The 16695-nt window shown below is 41.2% G+C and carries 17 protein-coding genes; 11 read left to right on the top strand and 6 right to left on the bottom strand.

Annotated features, from left to right (window positions below; genetic code table 11):
* The first annotated feature begins 164 nt into the window (after positions 1 to 164).
* Genes E1163_RS11950 through E1163_RS11940 form a run of 3 tightly spaced genes read left to right on the top strand, consistent with a single transcriptional unit; the run spans position 165 to position 3122 of the window.
* Positions 165 to 1478: a UDP-glucose dehydrogenase family protein gene (locus E1163_RS11950; protein ID WP_155171961.1), complete on the top strand. Its 1314-nt coding sequence runs from the start codon at positions 165 to 167 to the stop codon at positions 1476 to 1478.
* Positions 1471 to 2463 carry a UDP-glucuronic acid decarboxylase family protein gene (locus tag E1163_RS11945; protein WP_155171959.1) on the top strand — a complete coding sequence of 331 codons (993 nt, stop codon included), beginning with the start codon at positions 1471 to 1473 and terminating at the stop codon, positions 2461 to 2463. The genes E1163_RS11950 and E1163_RS11945 overlap by 8 nt, the downstream gene beginning before the upstream one ends.
* Complete coding sequence (locus tag E1163_RS11940; RefSeq protein ID WP_155171957.1) at positions 2463 to 3122, top strand: DUF2461 domain-containing protein; 660 nt, start codon at positions 2463 to 2465, stop codon at positions 3120 to 3122. Before E1163_RS11945 ends, E1163_RS11940 begins: the two co-directional genes overlap by 1 nt.
* A gap of 82 nt (positions 3123 to 3204) precedes the next feature.
* On the opposite strand, the gene E1163_RS11935 is transcribed toward E1163_RS11940, so the two are convergent.
* Complete coding sequence (locus E1163_RS11935; protein WP_155171955.1) at positions 3205 to 3990, bottom strand: hypothetical protein; 786 nt, start codon at positions 3988 to 3990, stop codon at positions 3205 to 3207.
* A 193-nt stretch (positions 3991 to 4183) separates the two neighbouring features.
* Complete coding sequence (locus E1163_RS11930; protein ID WP_246223638.1) at positions 4184 to 6643, bottom strand: zinc-dependent metalloprotease; 2460 nt, start codon at positions 6641 to 6643, stop codon at positions 4184 to 4186.
* A 188-nt stretch (positions 6644 to 6831) separates the two neighbouring features.
* Between E1163_RS11930 and E1163_RS11925 the strand changes: the two genes are divergently transcribed.
* The 4 genes from E1163_RS11925 (at position 6832) to E1163_RS11910 (ending at position 10312) form a co-directional block, all read left to right on the top strand.
* Positions 6832 to 7431: an RNA polymerase sigma factor gene (locus E1163_RS11925; protein ID WP_155171953.1), complete on the top strand. Its 600-nt coding sequence runs from the start codon at positions 6832 to 6834 to the stop codon at positions 7429 to 7431.
* Complete coding sequence (locus tag E1163_RS11920) at positions 7431 to 7739, top strand: hypothetical protein (protein ID WP_155171951.1); 309 nt, start codon at positions 7431 to 7433, stop codon at positions 7737 to 7739. Before E1163_RS11925 ends, E1163_RS11920 begins: the two co-directional genes overlap by 1 nt.
* Positions 7726 to 8394, top strand: a complete 669-nt coding sequence (locus E1163_RS11915; RefSeq protein ID WP_155171949.1) for an energy transducer TonB — start codon at positions 7726 to 7728, stop codon at positions 8392 to 8394. The genes E1163_RS11920 and E1163_RS11915 overlap by 14 nt, the downstream gene beginning before the upstream one ends.
* Before the next feature lie 568 nt (positions 8395 to 8962).
* Positions 8963 to 10312 carry an SPFH domain-containing protein gene (locus E1163_RS11910; RefSeq protein ID WP_246223637.1) on the top strand — a complete coding sequence of 450 codons (1350 nt, stop codon included), beginning with the start codon at positions 8963 to 8965 and terminating at the stop codon, positions 10310 to 10312.
* Positions 10313 to 10356: 44 nt separating this feature from the next.
* Here E1163_RS11910 and E1163_RS11905 read toward each other — a convergent pair whose 3' ends face one another.
* Together E1163_RS11905 and E1163_RS11900 are read right to left on the bottom strand one after the other, a co-directional pair.
* Complete coding sequence (locus E1163_RS11905) at positions 10357 to 10824, bottom strand: DUF6265 family protein (RefSeq protein WP_155171947.1); 468 nt, start codon at positions 10822 to 10824, stop codon at positions 10357 to 10359.
* Positions 10825 to 10892: 68 nt separating this feature from the next.
* On the bottom strand, positions 10893 to 11708 hold the full coding sequence (locus E1163_RS11900) for a helix-turn-helix domain-containing protein (protein WP_155171945.1): 816 nt from the start codon (positions 11706 to 11708) through the stop codon (positions 10893 to 10895).
* Positions 11709 to 11837: 129 nt separating this feature from the next.
* On the opposite strand from E1163_RS11900, the gene E1163_RS11895 reads away from it, so the two are divergent.
* The 4 genes from E1163_RS11895 (at position 11838) to E1163_RS11880 (ending at position 15049) form a co-directional block, all read left to right on the top strand.
* Entirely contained in the window at positions 11838 to 12422 is a 585-nt protein-coding gene (locus tag E1163_RS11895; protein ID WP_155171943.1) for a toxin-antitoxin system YwqK family antitoxin, read from the top strand.
* Between the two features lie 199 nt (positions 12423 to 12621).
* Positions 12622 to 13044, top strand: coding sequence for an Hsp20/alpha crystallin family protein (locus tag E1163_RS11890; RefSeq protein WP_343033820.1), 423 nt, complete (start codon positions 12622 to 12624; stop codon positions 13042 to 13044).
* A gap of 180 nt (positions 13045 to 13224) precedes the next feature.
* Positions 13225 to 14733 (top strand): Do family serine endopeptidase, encoded by a 1509-nt coding sequence (locus tag E1163_RS11885; protein ID WP_155171939.1) that lies wholly within the window; start codon positions 13225 to 13227, stop codon positions 14731 to 14733.
* Positions 14734 to 14866: 133 nt separating this feature from the next.
* Positions 14867 to 15049, top strand: coding sequence for a hypothetical protein (locus E1163_RS11880; protein WP_155171937.1), 183 nt, complete (start codon positions 14867 to 14869; stop codon positions 15047 to 15049).
* 204 nt (positions 15050 to 15253) lie between these two features.
* On the opposite strand, the gene E1163_RS11875 is transcribed toward E1163_RS11880, so the two are convergent.
* Positions 15254 to 15559, bottom strand: a complete 306-nt coding sequence (locus tag E1163_RS11875; RefSeq protein ID WP_155171935.1) for a hypothetical protein — start codon at positions 15557 to 15559, stop codon at positions 15254 to 15256.
* A 532-nt stretch (positions 15560 to 16091) separates the two neighbouring features.
* The coding region (locus E1163_RS11870) for a CHAT domain-containing protein (protein ID WP_185156060.1) at positions 16092 to 16695 on the bottom strand (604 nt) is incomplete at its 5' end.

Below are 16695 nucleotides of genomic sequence, written 5' to 3'. Positions count from 1 at the left end.
AGATAGCTATTAAAATCTGTCAACCAAACGAATGTTAGTTTGGTAACCTTTTTTTAACAATTTATGAATCTTCCCTGTTGATAAGGATTTAAAGTAATTATCAACTATTTTTGACGCTTTATTCGTAGCAACTGAAAACCTAAAACACTGAAAATTAGAAAAAAATGAAAATAGCAGTAGTCGGAACAGGTTATGTGGGTCTTGTAACTGGCACATGTTTTGCCGAGACCGGAAACACCGTATCATGCATAGACATTGATGAAAAAAAAGTTAATAGTCTGAAAAATGGAAAAATAACCATTTACGAACCTGGACTCGAAGTGATCTTCGAACGCAACCTGTCTCAAGGCAGATTAAGTTTCACCACAGATCTGAAAGAAGGTATTGAAGGAGCTAAAATCATTTTCCTTGCCCTGCCTACACCTCCCGGTGAAGATGGCTCTGCTGATTTGCAGTATGTATTGAAAGTTGCAGAAGATCTCGGCCCTCTTTTAAAAGATTATGCAGTTATAGTGGACAAAAGTACTGTACCGGTAGGAACTGCAGAAAAAGTGAGAGCCAAAATTGCCCAGAATGCAAAAGTGGATTTTGATGTAGTTTCCAATCCTGAATTTTTGAGAGAAGGAGTTGCTGTTGACGATTTCATGAAACCTGACAGGGTAGTAATTGGAACTAACTCTGAGAAGGCCCGAAAGCTGATGGAAACATTATATGCTCCGCTAGTAAGACAGGGAAATCCCGTGATCTTCATGGATGAGAAATCTGCCGAGCTTACAAAATACGCTGCTAATTCTTTTCTTGCTACCAAGATCACCTTCATGAACGAGATTGCCAATATGTGTGAGCTACTAGGGGCAGATGTAGACGCAGTAAGAAAAGGTGTAGGTACAGACAGCAGAATTGGAAAGAGGTTTTTATTTGCAGGTATCGGATACGGAGGAAGTTGTTTCCCTAAAGATGTTCAGGCTTTGGCAAAATCAGCTGAGCAGGTGAATTATGATTTCCGGATATTAAAGTCTGTAATGGATGTTAACGAGGACCAGAAGACCAAGCTTATACCTCGTATTAAAGAATATTTTGGTGGTGACCTTACCGGCAAAACCATAGCCATCTGGGGACTTTCTTTCAAACCATATACTGATGACATTCGCGAAGCCCCTGCACTTTATAATATAGAGCAACTCCTGGCAGCAGGCGCTGAAGTAAAAGCTTATGACCCGGAAGCTATGGAAAATGTGAGAAACCAGATCGGTGAGAAGATTACCTTTTGCCATGACGCTTACTCTGCGGTAAACAATGCTGATGCCCTGCTGGTAGCTACAGAATGGCCGGTATTCAGAACTCCGGACTTTGACAAGCTTTCGACTTTGTTGAAAAATAAGGTTATTTTCGATGGTAGAAACCTTTATACTCTCGAAGAAATGAAAGAACTTGGGTTCACATATGTAAGTATAGGTAGAGAAACAATCAATGGATAAGAAAGTAGTTTTAATAACAGGAGCCGCAGGATTCCTCGGCTCCCATCTTTGCGACCGATTCATCAGTGAGGGTTTTAAAGTTATCGGTATGGACAATCTCATCACCGGTAACCTGAAAAATATCGAACACCTTTTTAAGTTAAAGGATTTCGAATTCTACCATCACGATGTTTCCAATTTTGTTCACGTTTCGGGCAAGCTTGATTATATCTTGCACTTTGCCTCTCCCGCGAGCCCGATCGATTATTTGAAGATCCCAATCCAAACCTTAAAAGTAGGTTCTCTGGGCACGCATAACCTCCTTGGTCTGGCCAAGGCTAAAAATGCGCGAATGCTGATAGCCTCCACCTCAGAAGTTTACGGAGACCCTTTGGTCCACCCTCAAACAGAAGAGTACTATGGCAATGTAAATCCCATCGGTCCAAGAGGTGTATATGATGAGGCCAAGCGTTTCCAGGAGGCCATGACCATGGCATACCACACCTACCACGGACTGGAGACACGCATTGTAAGAATATTTAACACCTATGGACCGAGAATGCGCCTGAATGATGGCCGTGTGCTGCCTGCGTTTATCGGACAGGCTCTTCGCGGCGAGGACCTTACCGTATTTGGTGATGGCTCTCAAACCAGATCATTTTGCTATGTCGATGATCTTGTTGAAGGCATCTATCGTTTGTTGTTCAGCGACTATCCATACCCGGTAAACATCGGCAATCCTGATGAAATTACAATCAGGGAGTTTGCCGAAGAGATCATCAAACTTACAGGTACAGATCAAAAGGTGACATACAAACCACTTCCAAAAGATGATCCGATGCAGCGTCAGCCAAACATTGACAAAGCACGGGAAATACTGAAATGGGAGCCAAAAGTAAACAGGGCAGAAGGATTGAAGATCACTTACGATTATTTCAAGACTTTATCCGATGAAGAGTTGTACTCCAAAGAGCACAACACTTTTGATGAATACATCAAGAAGTAATGGCACTAACTAAATCATTAGCCTTTTTAAAGGATCTAAGACTCAATAACAATAAGGACTGGATGCATGCCAACAAGCCTGCATACCAGGCCTCTCGTTCAGAATTTATAGATTTTGTGCATGAGGTTATTTTGAAGATGACACCCATAGATACCGGCCTGCTGGGACTGGAGCCAAAGCAATGTATTTTTAGGATCAACCGGGACATCAGGTTTAGCAAAGACAAAAGTCCCTATAAAATTAACTTTGGGATGTTCCTTTCAGAAGGTGGTAAAAAGTCCGGTAAAGCTGGTTATTACTTTCATCTGGAACCTGGCGATAACTCATTCATAGCCGGAGGCATCTATGCTCCTGACCCTGATAATCTTGCCAAGGTCCGTCAGGAAATTGATTACAATGCTGCCGAACTTAAAAAGATTGTAGACCAGAAAAAATTCAAGAGCCTTTTTGGTTCACTTCAGGGTGAATCGCTAAAACGTGCACCAAAGGGATATCAGGAAGACCATCCGAATATTGACCTGCTTAAGCTGAAAAGCTTCATTGTACTGCACAAGATAACAGATAAGGAAATAGCCGACTGGTCAGATGCTGATAAATGCGTAGCAGTTTTTGAACAGATCAAGCCATTGAATGATTATTTTAATGTTGCTATAAGTTAGTTTTAGCATCAATGATCATTATATACAAAAATGCCCGGAACTATTAATCCCGGGCATTTTTAATTAAAGAGGCAATTTGAAATTAACAAGCTACATCCTCAAATGAAGTGTCCCAACACAAATAGGCACTACCATTAACTCTATAGTGACCTATGCCCGTTTCATGGTTCCATTCTACTTCAACGCTCGCTCCACCGGCTCCTATAATATTGTAATAACGGTTATAATCCACTTCTGTAGTTTTTCCATATTCAATATATGACCCAAAACCAGCAGTCCCGGTCTCGATATTTTTGTATTTGATGTAAGCAGCTTCTTCATTCTCCACTTCCCAGTCTATTCTCAGGTATGGCGTTGGGTTGTCCCCATCTTTGTTAAGCTCCCAATATCCGCTACTGCCATCTGCAGCCATTACACCGGAATACCATAGCACATTTTGAAAACCGTTTTGCTCTGAGGCATACATATTCCACTCGACTCCGGCATCGGTAACTTCACCAGTAAGCTCAAAACTGTAGGTTCTCCCCACTACCTTGTGATCAAAATTCCAGACCCATAGTCCTCGATCTGAATCGTAGCTGGCCTTCTGGGAAATAGCAGCTTTAAATGAAGCTACAGGCACTGCCATGCCAACAGCCAACACTACATTCCACACGCCCACGTAAGTAGCGGCGGTCTCCCAATTGGTGGCCATTTCCCGGCCACCACTATTGGCGCAGTTGTCGAATTGAGAAAAATCCATCTCCATGGAGCTTGCTGGAGGAAGCTCTGGTGGTGTTCCGGGATTTACCTCTTCATCAGAAGTACATGCCGCGAACATAAATGTTAAAGCCAATAATAAAGCACCTGGTTGTTTTAACTTATTCATAATGATCGGTTTTGACAATAAAATATGCGCAGCAAATACCGTGCTTCTTCTACTTCAAGGTTTTAACAAACGCTATACCAAGTCCATACGTTAAGGTTAGGTAAATCCTTTAAAAAGTAGCTTTGGCAAGCTAATTGACCAGTATGAAATTGAGTTCCATTATGGCAAACAGCATATTTGCAAACTTACCGGGCTACCGGTCGCACATAATACCAATCGGTGATCCAGGCGGTGGATTTAATAGTTCCGGCTTTTCAAACTGCACAGGTTCTTTTTCAAATAGAGAAATTTTTCTCAGTGCCGATAGGTAATGGGCCTTTTGAGAATCGGTCTTTGTTGTTTTTGAAACTAACTCAAGCCAGCCCTTTAGTTCCATAAGCTTGAGGTAGCAGATAGCCCTTACCTGATCACTGGCATCTTTGTCTGCTGCCAGTGCCATTAAATTTGCCAGCGCCACATTATCAACCACTCGCTGTATTTCGCCCTGATAACCTTCAGGATGAGAGGCCTCCCAGGTAGAGTTCAATACTTTATCAATTACAAAAATTAGTGATGGCTGATCCTGGTTGCGGGCGTGGTATTCAATTAGTCGCTGAGCTCTTGACCGGTTGAAAAGCAGACTCAAAGTAACATTAGCTGCGCTTTCCGCCGCTCCCAGGGGATCAAACGTAAGGCCAGTTCTTAGAGTTACCACTTCCCTGCCCCTATCATAGCCCATGGGTCGCGGAGGTATTATACTTAACAATGGTTCCGGCAGAGCAAGATGCTCAGGCTTGAGTGTTTCTATGAGCGCATCCAGTGCTTTCTTCTGTATCTCAGGAGCTATCATTTTAGTGACCAACTGGCCGTCGCCCCTCAATGCGTACCGATAATTAAGTCCTGCAACCAATTTAACCGTAGCCTCGGTCTGGTACCTGTGAAAAAAATAAACAGGAACAAGCACCTCTTCCAGTTTCGCGTAAGGTTGATGCATTCTGATGTTGTTTTCACCAAAATTGTTCAACGCTACTTTACGCACTTCAAGTACCCTTAAAAGCTCATCAGAAGCATTGGCGCCATTATCCCATAGATGAGCATAAGGGTGTGCCCCGCCCTGAGGCCTGGCATCCTGATCTGACAAAAAACTTAACCCCTGGCTGAGTGCGCCTTGTATAATACTATTCAAACCTTCTTTTTCGTCTACATTATCAGCAAAATCCTGGTAGCCATATTTGATCGCCACTTTATCCCACGCCCCTATTTTATCATCGTAGGCATTGCTCAGGCTAATTTTCCCGTCTTCAACCCTTACGACCGGGTGTGGGTAATCCATAACCGATGCGAGCCCTTCTCCACTGGATGCGTAGCTATGGGCCAGGCCAAGAGTATGACCTACTTCATGTGCGGCAAGCTGTCTGAGCCTGGCAAGTGCCATTTCCTCCATAGCTTTAGGTACCTCCGTGCCTTCTTCATACGGCGCAAGTAACCCTTCTGCTATCAGGTAATCCTGTCGCACCCTTAAAGACCCCAGTAATACATGACCTTTAATAATCTCACCTGTTCTCGGATCAGTGACTGAAGATCCATAAGACCAGCCTCTGGTAGAGCGGTGTACCCAGTTGATCACATTGTAACGAACATCCATGGGATCAGCACCTTCAGGGAGCATTTCTACCCTAAAGGCATTTTTATAACCTGCTGCTTCAAACGCCTCGTTCCACCATCGCGCCCCATCAAGCAATGCCGACCTGATGGGTTCCGGGGTACCTCGGTCAAGATAATAAACAATGGGTTCTACCGCCTCACTTACCGCAGCCTCGGGGTTCTTCTTTTCCAATCTATGACGTGTTATAAAACGTTTCTCTATACTTTCACTAATAGGCGTAGCATAATCGTAGTGGGTCATCTCAAAAAAACCAGCCCTGGGGTCAAATTCACGCGGTTCATATTTATCGTCTGGCAGCTCTATAAACGAATGGTGCTGACGCACTGTAATACTGGAGGCGGTTGGGGTTACACTTTTTATGTACTGCCCTGAAGGGGTTCCCGTAAAAGTAAGCGTAGCTTCAAATTCAGAATTACCGGGAAAGTTTTTGGTTCGTGGTAAGTAAAAAGCCGAACGTGACTTGTCCAGTGTATAACTCCCTTGTTTGGTATTTTTCAAAGTTCCACTCACATCATGGGCATCGCTTAAAAGAAAATCAGATACATCAATAAGTACTTTGCCATCTTCCTCAGTAATCAATGTGCCACCCCACAATACTGACTGGGCAAAAGCATCTTCCACAGCTTTTTGTTCATCCACATTATCACTCACTGCACGGTAGGTATAGTTAGGCTCAACGAGCAGGATTTTAGGGCCTCTTCTTTCAAACTTTACTACACGGCTATTGCCCAATTGGTTACGGTCCAGGCCAATGTCATTGGAGCCTACTCCAGCCGAAAGTGAATTTACATATAGAAACTCCTGATTAAATTTATCTACCACCAGCAGGATTTTATCCGTTTTGGGATCGTAATAGAACTCGAAGTACCCATCGTACTTATCCATGCCGGCCGTTTTGCCGGCTATACCAGAACCATACGAAGCAGATTTTCCCGATGATGTTGTGGAATTAGACGTTGCCGTGCATCCTATAAAGAGCAGGGCAATACAGAGATATAGCTTGTTCATTAGACTGGGATTGATACCGTTTAAAAATATTAATATTTATAAAGGCAAGCAATGGATATTACATGTTCGGGTATGGCTGTAAATATTATTTGTTATATTCCTGTTGAAGTGGGTAAAACATTAAAGGCCTTTTCGCTCTACAGAAAAAAATTAATTTTTTCTGTGACCTTTTAAAAAACTGCGGTTATATGTTTAAAACTATTGGAATTCGACACTTGAATACGGCCAAACATATGACCGAAGAAGAGATTGCTGATGAGCAACGGATAATCGAGGCATCTAAGAAAGATCCCCGGGTTTTCGGTAAAATATATGACCGGTATTATGAGGGTATATTCCACTTTGTTTACCGCAGAACGGATGATGAGGAGCTGACTGCCGACCTCTGTTCTCAAACTTTTTTGAAAGCACTGCAAAATTTAAAAAAGTATGAATTCAGGGGATTACCTTTTTCTGCATGGCTTTACCGCATTGCAAGTAATGAGGTGAACAAGTTTTTTAATAAGAAAAAGAAAAACAGGGTATTCAGTGTCGAGGAAGAGCGTGTTTTTGAGCTTTTTGAAAATGATGAAAAGGAGTTTAGCCAGGAGCAGATCCAGCTTTTAATAAGTACATTGAAGGAGCTTCCGACTGAGACTATGGAGGTGCTGGAATTGAGGTTTTTTGAGGAAAGAAGTTTTAAGGAAATAGCATTTATATTGAATATTGGCGAAAGTGGTGCTAAAATGCGTCTTTACAGAGCCGTGGAAAAGTTAAAAGAACACTTTAAAGTCAATTGGACTGAATAATGGGAAGACACGAGATCAGATTGCGCAGAAAGAAAATGACTTCGAGAAGGATCGAAAGCCACAAGGACTATTATGATCTTCTCAAAAGGCATGAGCGCTCAAGTATTGGAAAGAGGCTGTTGAGGATCGTTATCTACATTATCATTTTTATGGGACTGATCATGCTGGGGTATTTTGCTTTGCGCGAAATAGATAAGCCTCAAAATGACACTCCGAAAGGAGAGGCCCAGGCAAAAGCATATAAAACATCCCGGCCGGGTGTATTAATAAATGTTTCATTAAACACCAAAAATCATGGAAAAGCGTAAGAATCCTGAAAAGGACCTGAGAAAACAATCAGGACTTTTCTTTCATATCGGTCTGCTGGCCGCGATGATGCTGGCTGTAAGCGCCTTTGAGTACAGGACGGAGAAAGTGGTTGATCCTGTTGATATCACAGAAGGGAATGTTATCGAAAATGAAAACATTCCAATTACCATCATTGACCCTCCGCCGCCGCCGCCAAAACCAAGGGTAGCTAACCCAATTGAAACAACAGAACCAGACCCCGAGCCTGTGCCTGACAATGTCATTATTGACCCTATTGAAATACCCGAAGTTATTCCTGACCCAATAGATGAAGGCCCAAAAGATGAAAAAGTAGACAACAGTCCCTTTTTGATTGTAGAAAAAATGCCATCTCCAGAAGGAGGATTGGAGGCCTTATACAAGTTCATCAATAAAAAACTAAAATACCCTGCCCAGGCACGGAGAATGGGAATTGAAGGAACAGTGTATATGAGTTTTGTTGTAGACGAAAAAGGAAATATGGTCGACATTCAAATCGCGAAAGGTATTGGTGCCGGGTGTGACGAAGAAGTACTGAGGATATTTGAAAATCCTCCAAAGTGGAATCCTGGTAAGCAACGTGGCGTTCCTGTTAAAGTAAGACAAATGATCCCGGTTAAATTCGTATTGAACTAATCGGCCCATGTAATTTAACTTCTTGTCAGACTCCCTTTTTACTTTATAGCATTAAGTTGGCTCCCGTGAGAGCCAACTTTTTTTTGTTTTAGAAGGCAACAAAAAGGCTATCTCCTTCCAAATTTGCCCACTTTTCTATTATTAAATATTTGCATAAACGATTATACAAATGATGCTAATTAAAATATTCGTGAATATTCGCAACCTCGAATATTCTGACGCCGTATATACTAGTAAGTTGATGCAGAAAGTAATTGAAATGTCAGTTACTGACCGTTTTAACTCATTGAGAAAACGAGAATTGCAATCAGTCATGGGTTGTGATGCATTTTCTCAGACATGTTATTTTTCTTCTCCCCTATCTGGTCAGGCACCCATGTTGACCAATAGCTAACAAGACAATAACTGAATTCAATGAGGCCCCGTTGGGAACTTGTGGTTTTTGGTGCCCTCTGTTGGCAATAATAAAAGTAGATATCTCGCCAATACCTTGGTTAAAGGTTTACCCTGCTCAATGATGAGCACAGACGCTCATGCATTTTTATTATTAACCTTAAATTTTTAAACTATGAAAGCATTAACCATTATTATCGGTCTTTTAATGATCATCGGGGCGATTGCTGCACTGGTGCTGAAAAAATCGGATATAAATTCCGAGTTCATTAAAAGTTGGAAAGTTAGAAATTCGGCCATCTTAATCTTATCGGGTATAGCTCTGATGTTTGTTAACGGCCTTTTTTTCTACTCCGAAGCAGGCTATAGCTACCTGGTTCAATATCCTACTGGTAAACAAATAGCAGAGCTCCGCCCCGGATACCACCTGAAATGGTGGGGAGAAGTAGTGCCCTGGAAAAAGGTAGTAACCGTAAAGTTTATTTCTAATGAAGAAAAGGAGCAGGACGGCCAGCAGTACAGTGGCAATAGAGTAACTATACCCGTGCGTTTTAATGATGCAGTAAAAGCGGAACTGGCATTATCAGCAAGATTCCGTCTGCCAGAAAACCCGGACCTATTCTTGAAAATGGCTCTTGAATTCAGACATCAGGACAACCTGGTAAATGGTTCTTTGATACCTTCGTGTATGGAAATTGCCAAAAATTCGGCCCGGTTAATCTCTGCACAGGAATACATAGCCGGACGAGGTGGTGAGCTTGAAAATGCCGTGCTGGATCAACTGGCTCACGGCATGTACATACTGGATGCAGAAGAAATGAAGCCAAATGGTACCGACTCCATTAAATCAATAAATGACAGCAGAACTATAGAAAACAGAACATTGGTGCGATATAACGTGAAAAAGAGAACGAACAGCGACGGCACCATCATGCGAAAGAAACACCCCATTGCAGAATATGGTATTGTGGTTTCGCAGGCAACCGTTGAAGATGTCAATCCCGAGCAACGGTTTAAGGAATTGCTGGGTAAGCAAAGGGATGCAGCTGCTCAGGCCTCTATTGAAAAAGAAAGGGCCAAGCAGGCAGAATACGAGAAGCAGCGAATTATAGCTGAAGGAGAGGCTGCCAAAGCCAGCATCAAAGTGAACATGGAAAAAGAGCAAATTACAGCTTTGATAACTATGGAAACTGAAAAGAAGAGAGAGCAGGTAAACGTTGAAAAGCATAAGCTGGAATTACAATCTGCCCGCTTGAAAGCACAGGAAGTAAAAGTGCTGGCAGATGCTGAGGCTTACAAAAAGAAAAGAGTAATGGAGGCCGATGGTGCTCTTGAAATGAAACTTCAGACTTTTGAAAAGGTGCACTCGGCTTATGCACAGGCAATCGCCGGTACCCAACTCGTACCTACCACCTATATAGGCGGAAACGGAGAGAAAGGCACTCCTAATGCCATGGACTTTATCAATATCGCCACGGCAAATATGGCCAAAGACCTTGATGTAAAGATCAAGCAAAAAAAGTAAACTAACCTGATGTCTTTAGTTGGCTCAAGATGAGCCAACTTTTTTTATTGAGTCACCTTCCTGAACAGGAAGTCTATTTCCTTACCATCTCCCGAAATAGTAGCCTTCAACTGGTCTCCACTGAGTACATAGGCAATTCTTTTCGGAAAATCATGCTCAGGATTTTCACAGACAAACCCTTGTTCACTTAGTGCTACGATTTTGAAGTAAACTGGCTCTACGTTTTCAGCCACATCCGCTACATAAAAAAGCCCCTCTTCATTATTTATTATTTGCAGCTTCTCAACAAATATTGTGTCGGTACCCGCCAGGGTTACTCCCCAACCCCGCATACTGTTGTCAGAAACAGGCTCCCAATGTTCATGGGAAGTTTTGCCGGGCTTCACATTTTGCCTTTCCCACTTACCAATGAGCCAGGATAGCTGGTTCAACTTCTCTGAGCCAGGTGATTGGGTATAGCCGTATGTATATGCTATTACAAGCAAAAGCAATAAACTATAGAATCTTTTCATAACTTTTTTAATGGCAAAATACTAACCGGTAGAGGGTTATGTATTGTAAAAAGCCGACATCTGAATAATTACTTTTTTAAAAAGAAATTGGCCATGCCTGGTTGCTCAAATATGTACCGGGACGGATCAACACCGGTAAAATATTTAAAGGCCTTTATGAAATGTGACTGATCAAAATAACCTGCATCATGAACTATGTCGCTCCACGAAGGATCACCTGTCTTTATCAGGTCAAAGATGTAATTGAATTGCAATATTCTGGCATAGCACTTTGGCGTTAGGCCAACACACCTGGCAAAAAGCCTTTCAATCTGCCTTTCACTCAGGTCTATTTCTTGTGCCAACTGTCCTATTTTAATGGTCCCTTTACACTGCATTATTAGCTCTATCGCCCTTCTCAGCTTCTTCTGAGGATCCGCCTGAGTTATCCAATGAAGCAGGTGGTTCTGAACAACTTCCATCATTTCCTCATAGCTGTACATACCGTTTATCGCTGTTACTATTTCCCTTAAAGATCCCTCATCCTGCTCAGAAAGATCTACCACACGATTAGTGTAAAGCTGCATGTTGATGCCAAAAAGCTCCGTAAGGGCCAATGGCTTAAATTTAATTCCAAGCATGCCAATTCTTTGGGTATTGCGCAAAAAGAAGTGCTTGTCTATTTGACCTGCCAACAGATTTAAAGCCTGCTTTTCCCAAAGCTTATTTGTTTTGATCTCATAATGGTCTCCATAATGAAATATTATCTCCACATATCCGTCAGGTATGATTTTCTCCACCTGTACTTCGCTTTGGTGCATGGCTTCCACTACCCATAGGCATTCAACAAAATCGACCAGGTCGGGTAAAGGGGCCAGGCGTTGGTATAGTATTTCTTTTGACATATGATTTTAATCTATTATAAGTTATGAAAGGGCTTCTTATCAAAAAAGTGGCTGTCCGTTTTTTCAATAGAATCTGTATTTATAATATTGAAAAGTCATTTTCTAATTTTACAAAAACTAAAAAGTAACATGAGAAAAGCAGTTGCAATTTTGTTTGCCTGTACACTGGTTGTGTCCGCTTGTAGCCAGTCTGCAGATAGCCCTAAGGATGGGGAGAGCCTGGAAGACTTACCAACAAATGCTCAGAGTGAGCCTTATGAAGATGATTCGGACATAGTAAAGGTAACTCTAAGCTACCCTGATGGTAATATTTCCGCAGAAGGGGATTATTTGAACGGAAAGAAAGTTGGGAGCTGGACTGAATTTCATCCGAATGGCGTAGTGAAATCTGTCTCCGGCTATGTAAATGGCTTAAAGCAAGGCGCTCACGTTGAAATAGACAACACCGGCAGGTTAACAAAGAAAGCTTACTACCACAATGATCAGCTTCACGGAGTTTACAAGGAGTACAAGCTTGCCCGCGTAAAAGAGGAGCGTATATATAAAAATGGAGAATTAAATGGCCTGGTTAAAATCTATTACGACAATGGCAGTATTCTGGAAGAAAGCTTATATCTAAATGGCAAGCGCCATGGTTTGGCAAAATGGTATGACCAGGAGGGCAATGTAACTATTGAATACGAATATGAAAATGGTGAACTAGTGAAGAAATAAATCCCACAAAATAGAAAGACCTTTTTTACACAAAACCCACTGAATTGCGTCATAATGGCATATTTTAGTGGGTTTTTCTTATTTTATCCTGTCATTTTTTCCGCATAGTCCGGCCATACTCAGGTGGCATAAGAGTTGTTTATTTTATAACAGAATAAATTAACCAATAACCCAAAAAAAGGAGGTAACTATGACACTCATGAAAAGATCAAATGATTTGTTTCCCAGCCTTTTGGATGATTTTTTTGGAAGAGACTGGTTTAATAGTGGCCAAACCGCTGGCTTAACCATGCCCGCAGTCAACCTAAAAGAAGATGAAAACAATTTTGAAGTTGAACTGGCCGCACCTGGTATGAACAAGAATGATTTTAAAATTGAGCTGGATAATAATTTATTGACCATATCATGCGAGAAAGAAGAGCAGCATGAAGAGAAGGGAGAAAAAGGTCAATATGCAAGACGCGAATTTAACTATCGCTCATTTCAAAGGTCATTTAACTTGCCAAACACTATAGAGAGTGATAAGATTAACGCCAGGTATACTGATGGCATCTTAAAACTCACTATTCCTAAAAAAGAGGAGGCCAAAAAACGCGCTTCCCGACAAATTGAAATTTCATAATGAAACACATTAAAAGCCTTGTCTTACAATAATGGCAAGGCTTTTGATATAATTATATCAACCGAAGTTATCCCAGGCCATATATTCAACCCCAGCTAATCGGGATTTTTTCGGTCTTACTTACAATCTACAGTTGTTGATCTCAAACAACTATTTTTTAAAAACTAACAGGAGAAAAGAATGAAAAAATTTAGTGCTTTAATTATGGCTGCCGTATTGGGTAGTGCTTTGACTATAGGCTCGGTTTACATTTTTAACATGGACAATGAAAACAGGGTGCTAAAAATTGAACATGTAGATGGTACACCAGCGGTAAAGACTGCTTATTCTGTCAATAAGGATGGAGAACTGGTTCCTCTGGATTTTACAGGGGCAGCGGAGAAGGTAATGCCTGCCGTAGTCCATATCAGGTCTACACAAACCGGTAATTATTCCACTCAAAATAGACAGCAAATACCAGAGCAGTTCAGAGATTTCTTTGGTCCATTCCTTGAAGAACGTGGAGGCAGACAGCCTATGCCAAGAATGGGTAGTGGTAGTGGGGTAATAATTAACTCCAAAGGTTATATAGTGACAAACAACCACGTGATTGCCAATGCTGATGACCTGGAGGTAACTCTAAATGATAATAGAAGTTACAAAGCCAAGGTAATTGGTGCCGACCCGACTACAGACATTGCCCTGATAAAGATTGAGGCGGATAAGTTAAGTAGTCTGTCATTTGTAAACTCGGATGATGTGCGTGTTGGGGAGTGGGTATTGGCAGTGGGCAACCCTTTTAATCTTAATTCTACAGTAACTGCCGGAATAGTTAGCGCCAAAGGCCGAAGTATCGGTATAATAGGTGACAATAATGCGCAGGATAGTGTTAACAGTGCAATAGAAGCTTTTATTCAAACCGATGCAGCAGTTAATCCTGGTAATAGCGGTGGGGCTTTAGTTGATTTAGGTGGTAATTTGATCGGTATCAATACTGCAATTGCCAGCCCTACAGGTTCTTATTCGGGTTATTCCTTTGCCGTACCTTCCAATATTGTGAGCAAGGTTGTGGAAGACCTTATGGCTTATGGTACTGTACAAAGAGGATGGTTAGGAGTACAAATCAGAAACATTAACAGCCAGTTTGCCAGAGAGCAAGACCTAAATGTAATTTCAGGAGCATATATTGACCGTATCGACCCTAAAAGCGGAGCTAAAGAAGCGGGGATCGAAGAAGGCGATGTAATAGTATCTATTGATGGCAGGGACATTAATAATACAACCCAGCTAATTGGGTATATAGGAAGCAAAAGACCTGGCGATAAAATAAACGTAACGGTAAACCGTAGTGGAAAAGAAATCACTTATGATGTAACCTTGAAAAACAGGGAAGGTAATACTGAAGTAGTTAAAAAGGAGCGTGAAGAAATTCTTACGATTTTAGGTGCCGAGCTTGAAAATGTTGACAGGAGTACCTTGAAAAGGCTTGATATCAGCTCCGGGGTAAAGGTAAAATCGCTCACCCCGGGTAAAATCAGAAAGTCAACAGATATGAGACCTGGCTTTATTATTACTAAAATTGACGGCCAACCGGTAAAATCCAAAGATGAAGTAGTAAAAATTCTTGAGAAAAAAGAAGGAGGTATTCTCATCGAAGGAGTTTATGAAGATACACCTGGAACATATTACTACGGTTTGGGCTTGTCATAAGATTAAGCTGAGATAACGCCCATATTATTTGGGCGTTATTTTTTTCAATAACGCATCTATAGTTATAAAAATTACGTATAATTATAGTAGTAAAAGAAAAAGATCTTTAACTTAATTTAGTATTGTATTGCCTATGAAAAGACTTTTTAAGAAAGGAGAGCGGGTAAGAAACAGCGGAGATGGAAAAGTGATGGAGGTCTTAAAGTACATCAAAAACAAAAGCTCTTACTTAGTAGAGTGTGCCTGGTTTGACATGGAAAAGAAAGAAATCAGGACGTACAAATTAAAACAGGATAACCTTTTAAAAGCGAGTTAAATAGAGTCCCTTTCGAGGGACTTTTTAATTATAGGGCCGGCTTTGAAGACGCTGCAAATCTTATAAGGCAGATCAGGTGAAATTTATGGGGAAACCCTAATTTCAACATCTTTGCTTGATAGGCAATCGGCAAAGCTATTGGCAAACTTGTATAAAATGACAATCAGCGATTTACTGATTTTCAGTGGTAAGCCACAGAGGACTTCAATTGTCAGGATAATTAATAGGGTCTTTAATAAGCATAAGACTAACGGCTTTCCTGTAGTGCTTTAAACGTTCCACCTGACCTTTCAATGAATAGTACATAAGCATAAATTCCCGCTCGTGGGCTGTGAGAAAATCGGCCTCCTTCATTATCTCAGTAAGACCCTTCTCGTAAATCAAATTGGAAAACTCAATATGGCGCTTCTCATAATTGTCAACCAATTCTGCCGTGTTTTCAATTAGAACATCTAAACCTTTTAATAGTTGAGTATATCTTTTGCGGGATTCAGCCCAGGAAATGCCCATAATTAATGTTTTTAAATAGTTAGGTACAGCAATATTTATTAGTACTAATCAACATCAGAGGTAAGCATTTATTCCCCCGTCGGCCTGGTACCTGAAATGTTCTTTTTATAATGTACGCTCGGTTTACCAAAATTTGCCCCGTTGATGTCACACGAATTTATTTTTGAACAATAATAAGTCGATTATCAAGTATAAAACAGCTTAAGCTTGGCACAATAGTACTTCTGTAAGAACTCTGATACCAATACAGGCGAGTGGGTTAAATAATGTGAATGAACCGCGTATTGGCCAATCTTTAGAAAGAATATCTCTGTAATATGTGTGTTCAATTAAGACATTAACTCGCTTAATGTTAATTTAACCACAAAAGCTTACTTGAAAACGCACTTAGAATACATAGACACTTCCAGATATTATCCAGTTTTTGAGAAACTTCTCTTGAAAAAATCGAATTCTGTACTCAGAAAACATGAGCCAGTTGTCTAGTAGTTGTTTGCAAAAATCGATTGCAAACGGGGTCAATAATTACTTTTTAAAGGGGTCTTTCAGTCAGTCGAAAAGTTGATGTCCACAAGACAGATGCAAAAAAGCAGATGGAAATTAAAGCAAAAATCCAGTTTCTTGATCTTCCACCTTCTATCTCCATAGGCGAAGCATCACCAATTACAACAAAACTACCCCAATAAAAAGGAGCGCTCTTATGGATACCTGCGGTTTTCAGATAGTTCAGTTTGGCATTGCGTAGCGCCTCACTCTTCTTCATCCCTTGTTTTAAATACCTGTAAAAGTCATACATTAGAGCCGGAGCCACCTCATCCGGAACTCCCCAATTGCTCAGAAGCAGGCTATTGACACCTGCATATTGAAAGGCCCTGCCCAGGCTCATCAGGCCCTCTCCCTTTTCCAGTTTGCCATACCCTGTATTGCAGGCGCTTAGCACGGCCAGCTCCGAGTTAAGGTTCATGTTGTAGATCTCATAGATATTCAGGTACCCATCTTCGGTTGAATCATTATCGGCAGGAGAGAATTTTAGTTTTGAGTATAATGGGTCCGCATCACTGACCTCACCATGAAGGGCAAGATGAAGAATGGAATAGTGCTGGCTTTCCCTTTTGAAATTGGCCTCAGAAGCCAAG

The sequence above is a fragment of the Fulvivirga kasyanovii genome (genome assembly GCF_009711405.1).
GTDB classification, from domain to species: Bacteria; Bacteroidota; Bacteroidia; order Cytophagales; family Cyclobacteriaceae; genus Fulvivirga; species Fulvivirga kasyanovii.
This window is presented reverse-complemented; position numbering and strand designations above follow the sequence as displayed.

Bases quoted from the DNA above. Each gene is read 5' to 3' on its own strand.
- E1163_RS11940 (WP_155171957.1), top strand. From the start codon at position 2,463: ATGGCACTAACTAAATCATTAGCCTTTTTAAAGGATCTAAGACTCAAT.
- E1163_RS11910 (WP_246223637.1), top strand. From the start codon at position 8,963: ATGAAAGCATTAACCATTATTATCGGTCTTTTAATGATCATCGGGGCG.
- E1163_RS11930 (WP_246223638.1), bottom strand. From the start codon at position 6,643: ATGAACAAGCTATATCTCTGTATTGCCCTGCTCTTTATAGGATGCACG.
- E1163_RS11920 (WP_155171951.1), top strand. From the start codon at position 7,431: ATGGGAAGACACGAGATCAGATTGCGCAGAAAGAAAATGACTTCGAGA.
- E1163_RS11935 (WP_155171955.1), bottom strand. From the start codon at position 3,990: ATGAATAAGTTAAAACAACCAGGTGCTTTATTATTGGCTTTAACATTT.
- E1163_RS11905 (WP_155171947.1), bottom strand. From the start codon at position 10,824: ATGAAAAGATTCTATAGTTTATTGCTTTTGCTTGTAATAGCATATACA.
- E1163_RS11875 (WP_155171935.1), bottom strand. From the start codon at position 15,559: ATGGGCATTTCCTGGGCTGAATCCCGCAAAAGATATACTCAACTATTA.
- E1163_RS11950 (WP_155171961.1), top strand. From the start codon at position 165: ATGAAAATAGCAGTAGTCGGAACAGGTTATGTGGGTCTTGTAACTGGC.
- E1163_RS11895 (WP_155171943.1), top strand. From the start codon at position 11,838: ATGAGAAAAGCAGTTGCAATTTTGTTTGCCTGTACACTGGTTGTGTCC.
- E1163_RS11915 (WP_155171949.1), top strand. From the start codon at position 7,726: ATGGAAAAGCGTAAGAATCCTGAAAAGGACCTGAGAAAACAATCAGGA.
- E1163_RS11885 (WP_155171939.1), top strand. From the start codon at position 13,225: ATGAAAAAATTTAGTGCTTTAATTATGGCTGCCGTATTGGGTAGTGCT.
- E1163_RS11890 (WP_343033820.1), top strand. From the start codon at position 12,622: ATGAAAAGATCAAATGATTTGTTTCCCAGCCTTTTGGATGATTTTTTT.
- E1163_RS11945 (WP_155171959.1), top strand. From the start codon at position 1,471: ATGGATAAGAAAGTAGTTTTAATAACAGGAGCCGCAGGATTCCTCGGC.
- E1163_RS11925 (WP_155171953.1), top strand. From the start codon at position 6,832: ATGTTTAAAACTATTGGAATTCGACACTTGAATACGGCCAAACATATG.
- E1163_RS11880 (WP_155171937.1), top strand. From the start codon at position 14,867: ATGAAAAGACTTTTTAAGAAAGGAGAGCGGGTAAGAAACAGCGGAGAT.
- E1163_RS11900 (WP_155171945.1), bottom strand. From the start codon at position 11,708: ATGTCAAAAGAAATACTATACCAACGCCTGGCCCCTTTACCCGACCTG.